Below are 16,541 nucleotides of genomic sequence, written 5' to 3' on the forward strand. Positions count from 1 at the left end.
CTCGGCGCTGGACTTCCGGAACGCCTTCTCCCACGGTGCCCCCAACAAGCGAGGAGGGATGACGATGGCCACCAAGAAGGGCGCCAGCGGCAAAGATGATGGCAAGCGCCGGCTGCGCAGCCGCGATTGGTTCGACGCACCCGGCGATCCGACGATGGCGGCGCTCTATCTCGAGCGCTACATGAACTTCGGGCTGACCCTGGCCGAGCTGCATAGCAATCGGCCGATCATCGGCATCGCCCAGACCGGCAGCGATCTGTCGCCGTGCAACCGCCATCATCTCGACCTGGCCAAGCGCGTGCGCGACGGCATCCGCGACGCCGGCGGCATTCCGATCGAGTTTCCCGTCCATCCCATCCAGGAGACCGGCAAGCGCCCGACCGCGGCGCTCGATCGCAACCTCGCCTATCTCAGCCTGGTCGAGAGCCTGTACGGCTACTTCTTCGACGGCGTCGTGCTGACGACGGGTTGCGACAAGACCACGCCGGCCATGATCATGGGTGCGGCCACGGTGAACATCCCGGCGATCGTGCTGTCCGGTGGTCCGATGCTCGACGGTCACTATGCCGGCGGCTTGGCCGGGTCCGGCACCGTCGTGTGGTATGCGCGCCAGGAATTGGCGGCCGGTCGCATCGACCTCAAGCAGTTCCTCGAGATGGTGGCGTCGAGCGCACCGAGCGTCGGCCACTGCAACACCATGGGCACAGCGCTGTCGATGAACAGCATGGCCGAGGCGCTTGGCCTATCGCTGACCGGTTGTGCCGCCATTCCCGGCCCGTACCGCGAACGCGGCCAGATCGCCTACGAGACCGGCAAGCGCATCGTCGACATGGTGTGGGAAGACCTGAAGCCGTCCGACATCCTGACGCGCGAGGCGTTCGAGAATGCCATCGTGGCGGCGAGCGCGCTCGGCGCCTCGACCAACTGTCCGCCGCACGTGAACGCGATCGCGAGGCATATCGGCGTCGACCTGCACAACGCCGACTGGGACAAGATCGGATACGACATCCCGCTGCTGGTGAACTGCATGCCGGCAGGCAAGTATCTCGGCGAGGCGTTCCATCGCGCCGGCGGCGTGCCGACCGTGATGCGCGAGCTGCTCGCCAAGAAAAAGATCCACGGCGATGCGCTCACCGTCACCGGCAAGACCATGGCAGAGAATCTCGCCACGGCAAAGCCGGTCGACGGCGACGTGATCAAGCCTTACGACAAGCCGATGCTTGGCCAGGCCGGCTTCGCGGTGCTGTCGGGCAACCTGTTCGAATCGGCGATCATGAAGACCTCGGTGATCTCCGAGGAGTTCCGCAAGAAGTACCTCGAGCGGGCGGGCGATGAGGACGCCTTCGAAGGCACGGCCATCGTGTTCGAAGGGCCCGAGGACTATCACCATCGCATCAACGACCCGAGCCTGCCGATCGACGAGAACAGCATCCTGTTCATCCGCAATGTCGGGCCGGTCGGCTATCCCGGCGCTGCCGAAGTAGTGAACATGCTGCCGCCCGATCGCCTGGTGAAGGGCGGCGTGCTGCTGCTGCCGTGTGTCGGCGACGGCCGGCAGAGCGGCACCTCGGCCAGCCCGTCGATCCTCAACGCCTCACCGGAAGCGGCCGTCGGCGGCGGCCTGGCGCTGCTTCAGACCGGCGACAAGGTCAGGGTGGATATCGGCAAGCGCCGCGCCGACATCCTCATCGGCGACGACGAGCTGGCGCGCCGCAAGGTGGCGTGGAAGCCGCACATCAAGGAGAGCCAGACGCCGTGGCAGGAGCTGCAGCGCAAGTTCGTCGGCCAACTCGCCAGCGGCGCCTGCCTCGACTTCGCGGTGAACTACCAGCGCATCGTCCAGACCAAGGGGGTACCGCGGCATTCGCATTGAGGCGAATGAAGAGACAGCGATCATTCGCCGGAGGCGCGCCACTCCAGTGGCGCGATCCTCCTCGATGGCAAGGACCCCACGACGCGCCACTGGACTGGCGCACCCCCAGCGTACACTTAACGAAACAGCCGCTGCTCGACGGAGACCGGCAGATCGACGCGGTTGATCAGCACGATCGCCCACGGCGATGTCGGCTGGGTGGGTGGACGGACGCTGGAGCCTGGAGGTGGCGCCGGCGCGGTGGCGGCGCCGCCTGGAGCAGCGAAGCCCGCGGCGGGACCGCCGCCGAAGCCCGGGCTCGGTGCGCCGAAGCCTGGGCTTGGTCCGCCGAAGCCGGGGCCGGAAAGACCGGGCACGTTGGAGGCCGGACGCGTCGTCGGATTGGTGCGCTGAGCCGTCATGATGTCGGCCGGCATGCGCTCCTCGAACACGACGACGATGCGATCACGCCGGCGGCTCGCCGAGATGATGTTGATCGAGTAGCCCTCGCTTGCGCGGCGGCCGAGAAAGATGCCGACGGCGTTCTGGCGACCCGGCTCGAATTTTTCGGGTGGCGTGATACCGACGCGATTCCACAGGCTGCGCCATTCCGACAAGGTGCCCGCAACGACTTGCTCCGGCTGGCGCGTCGCTGCCGTGGCACCCTGCCAGTGGCGCGATTCGACGGTCTGCGCGACGGCGTCGTCTACGGTGCCCGCCAGGGCACTTGGCGCGATCAGGCAAAGCGACAGGAAGTGCCGCCGCGGCAAGTTCCGCATTGTCCGGGATACTGCCTCAGTGCCTGACCACACGACCTTTTCTCTGGAACCTGGACTCAAAATGTTGTGGCCCTGAAGTGACCATCACACTTTGGCTCAATTGAGGCCGGGACAGGTACGGCAGGTGTGGCCCCGGCATCAATCATCCCTTCATGTTGCATCCGTGCAACACAAAGGACGATCAGACCCCCTTGCCGTGCCCTGCCTGGCCGGCCCCGCAATGCGCTGCGCGCCGGGTGGGTACTGGCCGGTCCATCGCTTCCAGGAGCGCCGGCAATCCCGCCCGGCGCGTGTTCAGCCGCTGGCTGCCGGGCGAGGCCGGTGGCGGGACATGAACGGCGCTCATTCGAGCGCCGGCCGCCGCAAGACGTGAACGGCGTTCATTCGAGCATCACCTGCTTTCATTTGTCGCCGGCAGGGCTTGGCGTATCGTTGGCCAGGCCAAGAGGACACGACGGACATGAAGCCTGCCATGGATGACCAGTCGGTCGCGCAGCGCGTGCTCGACCACATTGCCAACGGCACCACCGATCTTGGCGACGAGGTGTGGCGTGAGCCGGTCGCCAATTATCGCTCGCCGCAGCGCCTGGCCGCAGAGATCGAGAGCGTGCTGCGCCGCTCGCCGACGCCGTTCTGCCCATCGGCGGCATTGCCGGAGATTGGCTCGTACGTCGCCCGCGATGCTGCCGGCACGCCGATCGTCGCGGTGCGCGGCGTCGACGGCATGGTGCGCGCATTCCGCAATGCCTGCCGTCATCGCGGCATGCAGGTCGCGGCGGGCAGCGGCTGCACCCGCGCCTTTGTCTGCCGCTATCACGGCTGGACCTACAATCTGGAAGGCCGCCTGCGGCATATCCCCCACGAGGACGGATTTCCCGGCTTCGACAAGGAGGCTCATCCACTGGTGCCGGTGACCGCGAGCGAACGGTTCGGCCTGGTGTTCGTCACCCAGGACGAGCCGACGCTGGATGACGATTCGCTGGGCGGCCTCGCCAGGCTGATCTCGCCAGACCAGCGCCTGTTCGCCTCGGCTGAGCGCGAGTTCGAGGTCAACTGGAAGATCCTGCTCGAAAGCTTCATCGAGGGCTATCACATCAAGTCGACTCACCCTGAAAGCTTCCTGCCGTACGGCTTCGACAATTTGAATGTCATCGATCTGTTCGGCCGAAACAGCCGCGTGACCTATCCTTTCCAGCGGATCAGGAATCTGGCCAAGGTGCTGCCGGCAGAACGTCGCGTCGACGGGCTACTGACCTACGTCTATCACCTGTTCCCCAACGTCCTGATCACGGTGCTGTCGCGTCACACCAACGTGGTGATCCTGGAGCCGCTCGCGGTCGATCGCACGCGTCAGAGCACCTACACGCTGACCAACGGCGGCGGTGACGATCCGGCAGCGCTCGCCGAAGCCAGGCGTGACGCCGAGTTCGTCGGCAACACCGGTGCCGCCGAGGATCGCGCCGTGGTCCAGGCCATCCAGCATGGCCTCGGCAGCGGCGCCAACGAGGTCTTCACCTTCGGCAAGTTCGAAAGCGCAATCGTCCACTTCCACCGCACGCTTACGGGGGCGCTTGCTTAGAGCCTCTTCGCTGGGAGCGCGCCAAGCGGAGCAACGACCTCATCCCGAACTGAGCGCAACACCAACCACCTCATCCAGAGAAGCGCCCGAAGGGCGCGTCTCAGGATGAGGTGGTTGGCGCGTCGCGCCCCTAGCGAATGACGCACTCCAATCGATAGGAGATCAGCCCCGCTTCGCCCGGTCGGCGGCATTCGTCGTCTGGATCTGCTCGCGGATGCGGCGCCAGTCGTCTTCGGTGTAGGCCATCATGTTGGAGAACGTGCCGTTGCCCATGATGCCCATCGCACCGTCGATGGCGATCACCTCGCCGTTGATGTACTCGACCTCATCACTCATCAGGAAGGCTGCCATGTTGGCGAGCTCGCTCGGCCGGCCGACGCGGCCCATCGGGTTGCGCGTGTTGTAGCGATTGTCGTCGCCTTCCTGCATCGGGTTGAGGCGCGCCCATGCGCCTTCGGTCGGAAAGGGGCCGGGCGCGATGGCATTGAGGCGGATGCCGTGGCGAGCCCATTCGACGGCGAGGCTCTGGGTCATGACGGCGACGCCCGCCTTGGACATCGCCGACGGTACGACGAACGGGCTGCCGGTCCATACCCAGGTCGTCAGGATGCTGAGCACGCTCGCCTTGCGCTTGTCGGCGATCCAGCGCTTGCCGCAGGCGTTGGTCGTATAGAACGTGCCGTGCAGCACGATGTTGGCAATCGCGTCGAAGGCGCGTGCGCTGAGATCCTTGGTTTGGGAAATGAAGTTGCCTGCGGCATTGTTCACCAGCCCGTCCAGGGGCCCTGCAGCCCAGATGCGCTCGATCATCTCCTCGACCGCCGTGGCGACCCGGATATCCACGGTGTGGGTGTCGACCCGACGCTCAGGATGCCTTGCCATGATCTGCCGCGCGGTCTCCTCGAGCACGCCGCCGCGGCGGCCGCAGATCACGCAGTCGGCGCCCAGCTCGACGAACTTCTCGACCATGATGCGGCCGAGACCGGTGCCCCCGCCCGTAACCAGAAAGCGCTTCCCCTTGAACAGGTCGTTGCGGAACATCGAGTCGATCCTCTAATTCTAATTGCATTGCCTATGTCGCCTGACGTTATCGCATTCCTCGTCACAAGGTGTTGCATAGCTTCGCCGGGGTGCTAGGATTTCGACATAACAACACGGGATCGTTGAAATGACGACCCTACAGGGAGAGCCAAGCGGGGACGTCGGTACGATTGAGCTGCGTGGTAAGGTCAAGTGGTTCAATGCTGTCAAGGGTTACGGTTTCCTGGCCCTCGAGAGCGACAACAGCGACGCATTCCTGCATGTAACGACACTGCGCCAATCCGGGCATGAGGATCTCAAGCCCGGCGCGACGGTGGTGTGTTCGGGCGTGCGCGGCCCCAAAGGCTGGCAGGTGATGAAGGTGCTCGAGGTCGATTCTTCGACGGCGATCGTCATGGCACCACGGCCACCGCCCGTGCCCGAAGGCGTCGCGGTCGGCGAGCACGTTGCAGGGATGGTGAAGTGGTACAATAACGAACGCGGCTACGGCTTCGTTACGCGCGAGGCGGTCGAGGGTGACATCTTTGTCCACGCCGCGGTGCTGCGTCGTCATGGCATGGAATCGCTGGCACCAGGCCAGAAGGTAATGATTCGCATCGCCGAAGGCCAGAAAGGCCTCCAGGTCGTCGAGATTCGTCCGGTGTGAGGCTGCCGGCTCACTTGATGTCGCGCAGGTAGCTGTCGATTGGTGGCGCCTGCTTGATGAGGCCGCGCTTCACCAGGAAGTCCGCGAACGTCTGGTAGCGCGCGCGATCGAGTGCGGTCGGGTCGCCGGCGAGCAGCGGCAGCGTATCCTTCCAGGCGAGCTTGTTGAGGGCATTGTCGAGATCCTTGCCCGACTTCGCGAAGATTTCCCATGCCTCGGCCGGATTGGCGCGCAGCCAGGTCGTTGCCTCGGCAATGGCGGCGAGCAGCTTGGCGGTGCGCGCCGCATCTAGCGTCTCGCGCTTGGCAACCAGGATGAGCTCGTCGTAGGTCGGCACGCCGCTCGTCTCGACCGGCCACAGCCGGCCCTTGGCCTTGTGCAGCTCGAGGTCGTTCAGCTCGAAATTGCGGAACGCGCCGATCACGCCGTCGACCTGCTTGCTCATCAGCGCCGTGGTCAGCGCGAAGTTGACGTTGACGAGCGTCACGTCCTTCAAGGCCAGGCCGGCCTTCTCCAGGATCGCGCCCAGCAAGGCCTCCTCGAAGCCCGAGATCGAGTAGCCGATCTTGCGGCCCTTGAAGTCGGCGATGGTCTTCACCGGTCCGTCCTCGAGCGCCACCAGCGAATTGAGCGGCTGGGCGACCAGCACGCCGACGCGCACCAGCGGCAAGCCTTCGTCGACCAGCATCTGCAAGGTCGGCTGGTACGACACGGCGTACTCGGCTTGGCCGGCGGCGACGAGCTTGGGCGGCGCGTTGGGATCGGCCGGTGCGATCAGCTCGACGTCGAGCCCGTGCTTGGTGAATAGCCCGCGCTGCTTGGCGATCACCAGGGCGGCGTGGTCGGGATTGACGAACCAGTCGAGCAGCAGCCGCACCTTCTCCTGGGCCGCCGCAGGCACGGCGATGGTCGCCAGCACGAGTGCGGCGACCAGCCGGATCAAAGTCTTCATCGTCAGTCTCCTCAGGACGGTTGCCAGGGCACGAGGCGGCGGCCCACCCAGTCGGTCGCGTAGTACAGGGCGAGGCCGAGCAGGCAGAGCAGCACGAGGGCGGCGAAGGCGAGCGGCGTCTGGCCGCGCGCCAGCGATTGGGTCATCAGGAAGCCGAGGCCGGCACTGGCGCCGACCCATTCCCCGATCACCGCGCCGATCGGCGCCACAGCGGCGGCGATGCGCGCGCCGGAGGCGAAGGCGGGCAGGGCCGCGGGCAGGCGGATCTGCAGCAGGATAGCACGCTGGTTCGCCTCCATGGTGCGGGCGAGATCGACCCAGCCCGGATCGGTGCGGCGCAGCCCGTCGTAGAGCGCGCTGGCAACGGGGAAGAAGATCACGAGGGCCGCCATCGCCACCTTGGAGGCCATGCCGTAGCCCAGCCAGACGACCAGCAACGGCGCGATGGCGATCACCGGGATGGCTTGCGAGACGATCACCACCGGCAGGGCCCAGCGTCGCCAAGCAGTCGACGCGGCCAGAGCGATGGCGAGCGACCCGCCCAGCAGCAGGCCGAGCAGGAGACCCAGCACCATCTCCGCTGCCGTCCAGGCGGCCTCGCCCAGCAGCAGCTCGAATCGATCGGCCATGACGACGGCAACGCTCGACGGCGGCGGCAGGATGTAGACGGGAAGGCCAGTCAGCCGGACGAGCAGCTCCCAGCCGAGCAGCAGGCCCGCCGTCGTGATCAGCGGTCTCATCGGGCGTGCTCGCGCAGCTTGGCCAGGAGATCGGCCTGGAGCGCGAGCAGGTCGGGTGCGGCCGGATCGCGCGGAACCTGGCCGACCGGCTCGACCGGCGGGCCCGCGCTCATCGGCTGCCCGGACAGCACCCGCACCTGGTGGCCAAGGCGCAGCGCCTCGAGGGGATCGTGGGTGACCAGCACGACGGTCCGGCCGGCAAGCAGGCGCGCGGCAAGATCCTGCAGCTCGAGCCGGGTCACTGCGTCGAGATGGGCGAACGGCTCGTCCATCAGCACGATCGCCCGGTCCTCGCACAGTGTGCGGGCGAGGGCGGCGCGCTGGCGCATGCCGCCGGACAGGGTCTGCGGCAGATCGGCCAGCCGGGCACCCAACCCGACCTGCTCAAGCAAGTCGAGCGCCCGTGGGCGGGCGGCCCGCAGCGCCGCCGCATCACCGCGCAGGCGATAGCCCAGCAGGACATTGTCGATGACCGAAAGCCATGGCAGCAGCAGGTCGGTCTGAGCCATGTAGGCGATGTCGCGCGACGGCTGCGTCCCCGGCAGAAGCCCGGCGAGCCAGCGCAGCACGGAGGTCTTGCCGACGCCGCTGCGGCCCAGCAGGCAGGTGGTCCGGGCGGCGGCAAAGTCGAGCGTCAGATCGTTGGCGACGACGCGTTCGCCGAAGGCGATGCGCGCACCGCGGACCAGAAGGGGAAGAGCAGCCGTGTCCAAGCTCACCAGTCCCTACGCCGGTACTAGCCGGATCAGGTTGCCGGGGTCGTCCTCATGGACCTCTCAGCCGTCGGAAACGGCTCCCCCCGATGATTGCTGGCACTATGAAAAGGGATTGCCCCTCACGCAAGCGCATTGAGGGCGCGCAGGTGTCTTGAGATTGACGAATTCGCCCGCCACGCTTTACGGAATGGCCATGGCATTCGTTCGTACCAGCCCGCGGCTCAGACGCCGTCTCGTTCTCGCCGTGCCGCTCCTGGTCGCCGCCGCCGGGACCGCGCGTGCCCAGGGCGACATCAGGTTCCAGAAATCCTCCCTGGTCATCGTCACCGCCGGCCGCGAGATCAAGTTCGACGTCGAGCTGGCGCTCACCGAGACGGAGCGGGCGCGCGGCCTGATGTTCCGCGAGAAGCTCGGCCCCTACGATGGCATGCTGTTCGACTTCCATCAGGAAGCGCCGGTGAGCTTCTGGATGAAGAACACCTTGATCCCGCTCGACATGGTGTTCATCGGCGCCGACGGTACGATCCGCCATGTGCACGCCAACGCCGTACCGCTGTCGACCGACACCATCCCGAGTGAGTTCCCCGTGCGGGGCGTGCTCGAGATCAACGGGGGCAGCGCCCGCCTGCTCGGTATCAAGCCCGGCGACAAGGTCAAGCACCCGATCTTCAGCAACGCCTAGCGCCCACCAAAATGGCCCGTGGTTGGGGGACCACGGGCCTGGGCTTGGATAGACTCCGCCGGGAGAATGCTGCGGGGTGGAGGCGAAGTCTCGAAAAGAACGCACCGTCCGCCCAGAAGGTTCCTGTGGATAAGTTAGGTTTCCGAGCGGCGAGGGCCCGTCGATCGTCGGCCACTCCTTAGTCTGACTCATTGAAGCCTGACGGCGTACTTCTTCAGCTCCTCCAGCGGCACGATATGCAGCGTCACCGCATGCGTGGCCTCGAGCACGACCTGCGGTGGGGCGCCGGCGTCGAGCGCCTCCTTCCAGCGGCTGGCGCACAGGCACCAGCGGTCGCCCGGCTTCAGGCCGGCGAAGCCATATTGCGGCATTGGCGTACTGAGATCGTTGCCGGCGGCCTTCGAGAAGGCGAGGAACTCGGCCGTCATCACGACGCAGACCGTGTGGAGGCCGACATCCTCGCGGCCGGTGTTGCAGCAACCGTCGCGGTAGAAGCCGGTCATGGGCTCATGCGAGCAAGGTTGCAAGGGCCCGCCCAGCACGTTGATCGAAGGCGCGCGTCCGGGGCGGCCCTGGTCGGGCGTTTGATCGAACATACGCCACTCTAGCACCGGCAAATTGCCCTTTCGAGGTGGCCGGGTCGCTGGTAGAAGTCCTGCGCTCAAAAGTCTTGCGGCGGGGCGTAGCGCAGTCTGGTAGCGCGTCTGCCTTGGGCGCAGAAGGTCGTCGGTTCAAATCCGGCCGCCCCGACCAGGACCTCGCCCGCGGAGTGTGGAAGCTGATGCAGGTTCGTATCTACAAGCCAGCCAAGACGGCGATGCAATCCGGCCAGGGCAACACCAAGGAGTGGCTGCTCGAGAGCGAGCCGAAACCCAAGGAAGTCGACCCGCTGATGGGCTGGACCAGCTCACGGGACACCATGCAGCAGGTCAGGCTGCGCTTCGCCACCCTGGAGGAAGCCACGGCGTACGCCGACAAGAACGGCTGGACCTATGCCGTCGAGTTGCCGCACGCGCGCCACGTCAGGCCCAAGGCGTACGCCGATAATTTCGCCTACAACCGGATCGGTCGCTGGACCCACTGAGGGTACGCTGGCGAAGCAGGGCCTAGCCGCCGGGTGCCGCTGCCGCCCTGGCAGTTGGGAGGCATCAGGCAAACGGAATGCAGCTTCTTTTCCTTCATGGCGCACCGGGCGTCGGCGAGCTGACGGTTGCCCGTGCCTTGAGCCGCCTCGTCCCGGCGCGAGTGACGACAATCACGTTGCGATCGACCGCGCGAGGACGATCTTCGATTTCGGTGCGCCCGAGTTTCGGGAGCTGGTGCACACAGCCCGGCAGCAGGCCTTGCGCGCCACCGTGCAGCACCGCGTGTGGCTTCTGATCATGACCTGCTGCCATGCCCATTCCCGATGACGGCCCGGCGTTCCGCGACTTCGAGACCTGCGTCGAGGAAGGTGGTGGCCGGGTGATGCCCGTCTTCCTGTCTTGCCGGCGCGAGGAGATCCTGCGCCGCCTTGGCAAGCCGACTGCATCGAACGGGGCAAGCTCGCGACGCCGGCCGCGTTCGACGTCTTCCTCGCTGAGCTTGGCATCAGCGCTGTGCCGCGCCCCGATTGTCCCGCCCCGGACGCGGCCAGGCAGAGGCCGAGCACACCGCGCAAAGCATCGTCTGGCACTTCGGGCTTTGATGGGTGGCCGAGCGCCAGCTGTTGCCGAGTGCTGCGATTCGCACGCTCCGATCGTCACAATGACGTGGTAGGATAAGGAGGATGCGCCCGTAGCTCAGGGGATCAGAGCAACCGCCTTCTAAGCGGTAGGTCGTTGGTTCGAATCCAACCGGGCGCGCCAATCAACTCAGTTGCTGCGTGGATTTCCGCAGCCGGCCCGGCCGAGTTTACTGGTGTGGTCGACGGTCGCGGCGCCGTGGATCAGTCGGCGGGGCCTTTCGGCTCCAACGCCGGTCGCCGACACCACGGTGTGGCCAACGATTCGATCGGCGAGGATCGTGACCAGGTCGACAACTTCCTGCCTGATCGCGCAGCTCGAGTCAGGGCTCGAAGTGGAGCGCGCCCGTGACGCGATAGTGAGCTCCGATGTTCTCGTGCTTGCGGAGATCGAGGGTGAATGGATCAGCTGAATGCAAACTGGTTGTCAAGCGACACCTCCCCAGCCTTGCTGGGGAGGCTGAGGTGATTCTGCATTGCAGTATTGTGTTCAAATTCAGCTGCAAATCAGTCGCACTTCCGGACAAGACATGATAATCACTCGCATTCGCTGATGAGAATCGCTGTCAGCGAACCGCGTTGGAGAGTGAAAATGTCGAGTCGTCTGCCAGTCACGACTGCTTTGATAGGCTTTCTCGTCGCACCGTCGGCCATGGCGCAGCAGCCGCCGGTCCAGAACGCGCCGCCGCTCGATCCAACTCCGACGCCCCCTGCGAACCCGGCCGATCCGAGTGGGGCGCCGGCGACCATGCAGCCCGTCACCGTGACGGGCACCCGCCCGAGCGAGGACTTCCTGAATACGCGGACCTCGATCAACCGGCTCGGCGCCGACAACGTGATGGACATCCCGCAGACCGTGGTGATCATCAACCGCGCCCTGATGCAGTCGCAGAGCGCGACCACGTTGACCGATGCGCTGCGCAACGTGCCGGGCGTCACCGTCGGCTCGGCCGAAGGCGGCACGATCGGCACCAACATCAACCTCAACGGCTTCTCGGCACGCACCGACATCTACCTCGACGGCATGCGCGATCGCGGCCAGTACTATCGCGACGTCTTCGCCCTCGAGCAGATCGAGGTGCTGATGGGACCGTCGTCGATGCTGTTCGGTCGCGGCTCGACCGGCGGCGTGATCAACCAGGTGCTGAAGAAGCCGATTGGCAAGCAGGCGACCGAGTTGCAGGCCCAGGTCACGACCAACGGCCTCGTGCGCACCACTGCCGACGTCAACGTGCCGTTCCAGGAGACCAATGCGGCGCGCGTCAGCGCCATGTTCCAGTACGGCAAAGCATTCACGATCGACAACACCAACGTGCTGGATTTCGGCCTGGCGCCGACCGTCAAGTTCGGCATGGGCAAGCCGACCGAGGTCACGCTGTCGGCCGTCCTGCAGCACCGCAAGGACCAGGTCCCTTATGGCGTGCCGCCGATCAACGGCTATCCGGTGAACGTGCCGCGCAACGTCAACTACGGACTCAGCACCGATTACACCGAGCAGGACGTCATCCAGCTCAACGGCACGATCGAGCACACCTTCGCGCCGAACCTGAGGCTGCGTAACCAGACCGCGTTCATCTGGGTGAACACCGACGTGCAGCAGACGTCGGGCGGCTTCGTCGGCACGCTCGGACCCAATTTCGGCTTCGTGCAGGCAACCAACGGTCCGACCGGCTCGCCCGCCACCGCCGCGCCGACCAGCAACCTCTACATCCGCCAGATCAGTCGCGATCGCAACATCAACGACTACACGCTCGAGAACCAGTCCGAGCTGACGGCCAAGTTCGACACCGGTCCGGTCGGGCACACGCTGCTGATGGGCGCCGATATCGTCTACGAGGCCTTCACCAACAAGGTCTTCACCCGCAGCGGATCGTGCAACAACATTCCGATGGTCGCCGGCTCGGTCGGCTGCGTTCCCGCCACCTATACGATCGGCGGCGGAACCCCGGGCAACGTGGCGCAGGTGCCGGGCAACTACGCCTCGTCGCAGGCCTGGGGCGCGGGCTTCTACTTCAACGACACGATGCAGGCGACGCCATGGCTCAAGCTGGTCGGCGGCCTGCGCTGGGATGTCTACAGCGCCCAGGTCGGCAACTCGATCAACTCGGTCAACACGCCGGGCAACACGGCGGTGCCGTACTACACGCAGACCGACTATTTCACGAGCGTGCGCGCCGGCCCGATCATCGAGCCGGACCGGCACCAGTCGTACTATTTTGCCTACAGCACGTCGTTCAATCCGTCGCTCGAGCAGCTCACCCTGACGACCGGGGCGCAGCAACTGCCGCCGGAATCGAACGAGGGCATGGAGCTCGGCGCCAAGTACGAGATGTTCAACGGCAACCTGCTGCTGAACGGCGCCCTGTTCCAGATCAACAAGTTCAACGCTCGCACGCAGAACGCCGACGGCACCTTCACGCCGACCGGCAATGTGCGGGTGCAGGGGGCGCGTGTCGGCGTCGCCGGACAGATCCTGCCGGGCTGGCAGGTGTTCGGCGGCTATACCTACCTGAACGCCCGCATCATCCAGGGCATCACCAACATCAACGGCGTCGGCAACACGACAGGCAACATCCCGCTGAACGTGCCCAAGGATTCGGCCAACCTGTGGACCACCTACACCTGGAACGACACCTGGGAGATCGGCGGCGGCGTGTTCTATGTCGGCGCGCGCTACGCCAACAACCAGAACACGGTGCAGGTGCCGGCCTACACGCGCTTCGACGCGACGGCCGCCTGGAAGCAGCCGAACTACGAGATCCGGCTCAACGTGCAGAACATCTTCAACACGATGTACTACGATTCGCTGATGGCGTCGGACGGCGGCCGCGCCGTTCCCGGCAACGGCACGACCGGCATTCTCACCCTGACCTACCGCATGTGAGGTTGGTGTCGGGACAATGCTGGTCTGCATTCCCAACGTGCTCGATCCGGCGCAGCTCGTGAGCGTGCGCGAGCGGCTGGATCGCGCCAATTCGTGGGTCGATGGCCGGGTTACCGCGGGCTACCAGGGCGCGCCGCTGAAGTTCAACCAGCAGATCGACGAGCAGTCGGACGTGGCGCGCGCCTGCCAGCACATCGTCGTTTCGGCGCTCGAAACCAATCCGATGTTCATCAGCGCCGTGCTGCCGAACGCTCTCTATCCGCCGATGTTCAACCGCTACGGCGAGGGCATGAAGTTCGGCCCGCATGTCGACGGCAGCGTGCGCATCAGCCCGCGCGACGGGCGCAAGCTCAGGACCGACGTATCAGCCACGCTGTTCCTGACCAACCCCGACGAGTATGACGGAGGCGAGCTGGTCATCGAGGACAGCTACGGCGAGCACACGATCAAGCTGCCGGCCGGCAGCATGGTCGTCTATCCGGCGACCAGCCTGCACCAGGTGATGCCGATCACGCGCGGCGTCAGGACCGCGTGCTTCTTCTGGGCGCAGAGCCTGATCCGCGACGATTCGCAGCGGCTGATCCTGTACGACATGGACAGCGCCATCCAGCGACTCAATCAGACCAATGCCGACGAGGTCGCGCGGCGGCAACTGATCGGCTGCTACCACAACCTCGTTCGGCAGTGGAGCGATACGTGACGACAAGCGAGGCCGCAGCCTTCCGCCAGCCGGCCATCAATCGACGTCTCACCTTCGTGCGCTGGGTCCGCAAGACGCATGGCTGGTTCGGCCTGTGGGGTGCGGTGCTCGGTCTGATGATGGGGTTCAGCGGCGTGTGGCTCAATCACCGCGCCACCCTGAAGCTCGAGCTGCCCGACCAGCAGCAGCGCACCGCGCAACTCGCCTTGCCGGAGCCGCGTCCCGCGACGATCGATGCCATGGCGGCGTGGCTGCAGGGCGCCTTGAAGGCGGACCGCCCAGCCAACAACATGCGCGTCGAACGCTCGCGCCCCGTGGCATGGGCCGAGCGGGGCGGGGAGGGTCGACCGCCGATGCAGCCGGAGCGGTGGACGCTGAATTTCGGCGGGCCCAACAAGGTGATTCAGGTCGAGTACTGGGTGGGCAATCGCGCCGCCTCGGTGCGCACGACCGAGAATGGCTTCGTGGCGACCCTGACCAACCTGCACAAGGGCACCACAATGCCGGTGCCGTGGATCCTGCTGATCGACACGATGGCGGGTAGCCTGATCTTCCTGTCGATCAGCGGCGCCATCCTGTGGTGGGAAACCAATCGGCGCCGCCGACTCGGTTTGGCCATATTCGGCGTGTCGGTGGTCACCGTCGCCGCACTGGCATTGGTGCCGTTACAGTCCTAAAGCGAGCATCATGAACGTGTTCCCTTCATACCGGGAGCCCCTCACGCCGACCGCGAAGCGGGCGTTGGCGCTGCTCGTCATCCTGTTCCATGTCGGGGTGGGCTGGGCGCTGGTCGCGATCAGCCCGTACAAGCTGATCGTGGGGGACGTGGCCGCGATGGAAGTCCGCATGGTACAGGCGGATCCTTCGCCGCAGGCCGATCCGGTCATCGAATCGGCGGCCGAGCCGCCGCCGCCGGAATTCCCCAGGCCACCCGAGCTGGAGGTGCCCAAGGAGCCGGAGCTGCCAGTGTTCCCGCCGCCGCCCGAGCTCGCAACCGTGGTCGAGCCGCCGCCGCCCGATCTGCCACCGCCGGAGTTTCCAATCGAGGCGCCACCGCCGCAGCCGCCGGAGGAAAAGAAGGAGGTGACGCCAAAGCCGCCACCGCGGCCGCCGGAACGGCCCAAGGTGCCGGCGCCCACCAGGCCGGCCCAGGCGCAGCCGAATGCCGTCCCGGCAGAGACGGCCGCGCGGCCGGCGCCGTCAGCGGCGCCAAAGACCGTGTCGGCCTCGCAAGTTGCCTACATCAAGGCACCGTCCACTGAATATCCGGCCCGCTCGCGGCGGGCCGGCGAGCAGGGGCGCGTGCGGTTGCTGGTGCTGGTCGACATTGCTGGCCGGCCGGCTCAGGTCAACCTGCAGGCCTCGTCCGGTTTCCCCGCGCTCGACGAGGCCGCCGTCAACGCGGTGCGCGGCGCGCTGTTTCGCCCCTACAGCGAGGGCGGCGTGGCGCAGGCGGTCTGGGTCGTCGTTCCGATCGATTTTGTTTTGCGGTAGGAGAGTACGTCATGGGAGACGCATCGTCCCTGGGCTTCGACCATTTCATCGCGCAATCCGACATCGTTGCCAAGGTGCTGCTGGTCGTGCTGGCCGCCATGTCGGCGATCTCGTGGTACCTGATCGTGTCCAAGGGCATCAGCCAGATCGTGCGCCAGAAGCGCAGCCAGAAGTTCCTCGCCTTCTTCTGGGCCGCGACGTCGCTCGAGGAGGTCCAGAATGATCTCAGCGTGCACGGCGTGCTTGAGCCGTTCGGCCATCTCACCGCCCATTCGCTGCATGCCCAGGCTCATCACGCCAAGTTCGGCGCGGCCAAGCTCGAGGAGGCGGGCAGCGAGCAGGAATTCCTGACGCGCACCATCAAGAAGGTGCTCGACGAGGAGATGACGTCGCTCGAGAACGGCCTCACCATGCTGGCGACGATTGGCGCCACCGCGCCCTTCGTCGGTCTGTTCGGCACGGTGTGGGGCGTCTATCACGCGCTTGTCGCAATTGGCATGAGCGGCTCGGGCATGCTTGACAAGGTGGCGGGCCCAGTCGGCGAGGCGCTGATCATGACCGGCATCGGCCTTGCCGTCGCCCTGCCGGCGGTCATGGGCTATAATTGGCTGACACGGTCCAATCGGGTGCTGACCGCGAAGCTGGATGCTTTCGCCTTCGAGCTCCTGACCTTCCTTTCGACGGGACGCGCCCTGCAGGTCACCGGACGCGGTGGTCGCCCGGCGGTGCCGCTCGCCGCCGTCAACTACTGAG

Annotated in this window: 18 protein-coding genes, 2 tRNA genes and 1 riboswitch; of the genes, 12 read left to right on the forward strand and 8 right to left on the reverse strand. The window is 66.0% G+C overall.

Going from position 1 to position 16,541, the window contains the following annotated elements:
* Nucleotides 1-58 precede the first annotated feature (58 nt).
* Nucleotides 59-1,873 carry an IlvD/Edd family dehydratase gene (locus ACILR9_RS25470; RefSeq protein WP_395712778.1) on the forward strand — a complete coding sequence of 605 codons (1,815 nt, stop codon included), beginning with the start codon at nt 59-61 and terminating at the stop codon, nt 1,871-1,873.
* Between the two features lie 116 nt (nt 1,874-1,989).
* Here the strand turns inward: ACILR9_RS25470 and ACILR9_RS25475 are convergent, their stop codons facing one another.
* Both ACILR9_RS25475 and ACILR9_RS25480 read right to left on the reverse strand, forming a co-directional pair.
* Complete coding sequence (locus ACILR9_RS25475) at nt 1,990-2,631, reverse strand: protease complex subunit PrcB family protein (RefSeq protein WP_395712779.1); 642 nt, start codon at nt 2,629-2,631, stop codon at nt 1,990-1,992.
* Nucleotides 2,632-2,812: 181 nt separating this feature from the next.
* A complete protein-coding gene (locus ACILR9_RS25480) occupies nt 2,813-2,977 on the reverse strand; it encodes a hypothetical protein (RefSeq protein WP_395712780.1) in 165 nt (54 codons plus the stop codon).
* Nucleotides 2,978-3,091: 114 nt separating this feature from the next.
* On the opposite strand from ACILR9_RS25480, the gene ACILR9_RS25485 reads away from it, so the two are divergent.
* Nucleotides 3,092-4,210, forward strand: coding sequence for an aromatic ring-hydroxylating dioxygenase subunit alpha (locus ACILR9_RS25485; RefSeq protein WP_395712781.1), 1,119 nt, complete (start codon nt 3,092-3,094; stop codon nt 4,208-4,210).
* A gap of 162 nt (nt 4,211-4,372) precedes the next feature.
* Here ACILR9_RS25485 and ACILR9_RS25490 read toward each other — a convergent pair whose 3' ends face one another.
* The gene (locus ACILR9_RS25490; RefSeq protein WP_395712782.1) at nt 4,373-5,251 is read right to left on the reverse strand and encodes an SDR family oxidoreductase; all 879 of its coding nucleotides are present in this window, start codon (nt 5,249-5,251) and stop codon (nt 4,373-4,375) included.
* Nucleotides 5,252-5,378: 127 nt separating this feature from the next.
* Between ACILR9_RS25490 and ACILR9_RS25495 the strand changes: the two genes are divergently transcribed.
* Nucleotides 5,379-5,897: a cold-shock protein gene (locus ACILR9_RS25495; protein ID WP_395712783.1), complete on the forward strand. Its 519-nt coding sequence runs from the start codon at nt 5,379-5,381 to the stop codon at nt 5,895-5,897.
* Nucleotides 5,898-5,907: 10 nt separating this feature from the next.
* On the opposite strand, the gene ACILR9_RS25500 is transcribed toward ACILR9_RS25495, so the two are convergent.
* The 3 genes from ACILR9_RS25500 to ACILR9_RS25510 all read right to left on the reverse strand — a co-directional run bounded on the left by ACILR9_RS25500 (nt 5,908) and on the right by ACILR9_RS25510 (nt 8,308).
* Nucleotides 5,908-6,849: an ABC transporter substrate-binding protein gene (locus tag ACILR9_RS25500; protein WP_395712784.1), complete on the reverse strand. Its 942-nt coding sequence runs from the start codon at nt 6,847-6,849 to the stop codon at nt 5,908-5,910.
* 11 nt (nt 6,850-6,860) lie between these two features.
* Nucleotides 6,861-7,589 (reverse strand): ABC transporter permease, encoded by a 729-nt coding sequence (locus tag ACILR9_RS25505; protein WP_395712785.1) that lies wholly within the window; start codon nt 7,587-7,589, stop codon nt 6,861-6,863.
* Nucleotides 7,586-8,308: an ABC transporter ATP-binding protein gene (locus ACILR9_RS25510; RefSeq protein WP_395712786.1), complete on the reverse strand. Its 723-nt coding sequence runs from the start codon at nt 8,306-8,308 to the stop codon at nt 7,586-7,588. Before ACILR9_RS25510 ends, ACILR9_RS25505 begins: the two co-directional genes overlap by 4 nt.
* A riboswitch (TPP riboswitch) is annotated at nt 8,294-8,399 on the reverse strand. It overlaps the preceding gene by 15 nt.
* A gap of 99 nt (nt 8,400-8,498) precedes the next feature.
* Between ACILR9_RS25510 and ACILR9_RS25515 the strand changes: the two genes are divergently transcribed.
* On the forward strand, nt 8,499-8,987 hold the full coding sequence (locus ACILR9_RS25515; RefSeq protein WP_395712787.1) for a DUF192 domain-containing protein: 489 nt from the start codon (nt 8,499-8,501) through the stop codon (nt 8,985-8,987).
* A gap of 188 nt (nt 8,988-9,175) precedes the next feature.
* Here the strand turns inward: ACILR9_RS25515 and ACILR9_RS25520 are convergent, their stop codons facing one another.
* A complete protein-coding gene (locus ACILR9_RS25520; protein ID WP_395712788.1) occupies nt 9,176-9,583 on the reverse strand; it encodes a DUF2237 family protein in 408 nt (135 codons plus the stop codon).
* An 80-nt stretch (nt 9,584-9,663) separates the two neighbouring features.
* Here ACILR9_RS25520 and ACILR9_RS25525 point away from each other — a divergent pair.
* Nucleotides 9,664-9,740 (forward strand) — tRNA-Pro (locus tag ACILR9_RS25525).
* A gap of 28 nt (nt 9,741-9,768) precedes the next feature.
* Complete coding sequence (locus ACILR9_RS25530; RefSeq protein ID WP_395712789.1) at nt 9,769-10,071, forward strand: ETC complex I subunit; 303 nt, start codon at nt 9,769-9,771, stop codon at nt 10,069-10,071.
* A 94-nt stretch (nt 10,072-10,165) separates the two neighbouring features.
* Here the strand turns inward: ACILR9_RS25530 and ACILR9_RS25535 are convergent, their stop codons facing one another.
* A complete protein-coding gene (locus ACILR9_RS25535) occupies nt 10,166-10,384 on the reverse strand; it encodes a hypothetical protein (RefSeq protein WP_395712790.1) in 219 nt (72 codons plus the stop codon).
* Nucleotides 10,385-10,757: 373 nt separating this feature from the next.
* On the opposite strand from ACILR9_RS25535, the gene ACILR9_RS25540 reads away from it, so the two are divergent.
* The 6 genes from ACILR9_RS25540 to ACILR9_RS25565 all read left to right on the forward strand — a co-directional run bounded on the left by ACILR9_RS25540 (nt 10,758) and on the right by ACILR9_RS25565 (nt 16,540).
* Nucleotides 10,758-10,834, forward strand: a tRNA-Arg gene (locus tag ACILR9_RS25540).
* A 468-nt stretch (nt 10,835-11,302) separates the two neighbouring features.
* The gene (locus ACILR9_RS25545; RefSeq protein WP_395712791.1) at nt 11,303-13,594 is read left to right on the forward strand and encodes a TonB-dependent receptor; all 2,292 of its coding nucleotides are present in this window, start codon (nt 11,303-11,305) and stop codon (nt 13,592-13,594) included.
* A gap of 16 nt (nt 13,595-13,610) precedes the next feature.
* Nucleotides 13,611-14,294: a Fe2+-dependent dioxygenase gene (locus ACILR9_RS25550; RefSeq protein WP_395712792.1), complete on the forward strand. Its 684-nt coding sequence runs from the start codon at nt 13,611-13,613 to the stop codon at nt 14,292-14,294.
* Nucleotides 14,291-14,971, forward strand: coding sequence for a PepSY-associated TM helix domain-containing protein (locus ACILR9_RS25555; RefSeq protein ID WP_395712793.1), 681 nt, complete (start codon nt 14,291-14,293; stop codon nt 14,969-14,971). The genes ACILR9_RS25550 and ACILR9_RS25555 overlap by 4 nt, the downstream gene beginning before the upstream one ends.
* Before the next feature lie 64 nt (nt 14,972-15,035).
* Nucleotides 15,036-15,788: an energy transducer TonB gene (locus tag ACILR9_RS25560; RefSeq protein WP_395712794.1), complete on the forward strand. Its 753-nt coding sequence runs from the start codon at nt 15,036-15,038 to the stop codon at nt 15,786-15,788.
* A gap of 11 nt (nt 15,789-15,799) precedes the next feature.
* Nucleotides 15,800-16,540 (forward strand): MotA/TolQ/ExbB proton channel family protein, encoded by a 741-nt coding sequence (locus tag ACILR9_RS25565; protein ID WP_395712795.1) that lies wholly within the window; start codon nt 15,800-15,802, stop codon nt 16,538-16,540.
* Nucleotide 16,541 lies beyond the last annotated feature (1 nt).

The sequence above is a fragment of the Reyranella sp. genome, from assembly GCF_044224635.1.
Lineage (GTDB): Bacteria > Pseudomonadota > Alphaproteobacteria > Reyranellales > Reyranellaceae > Reyranella.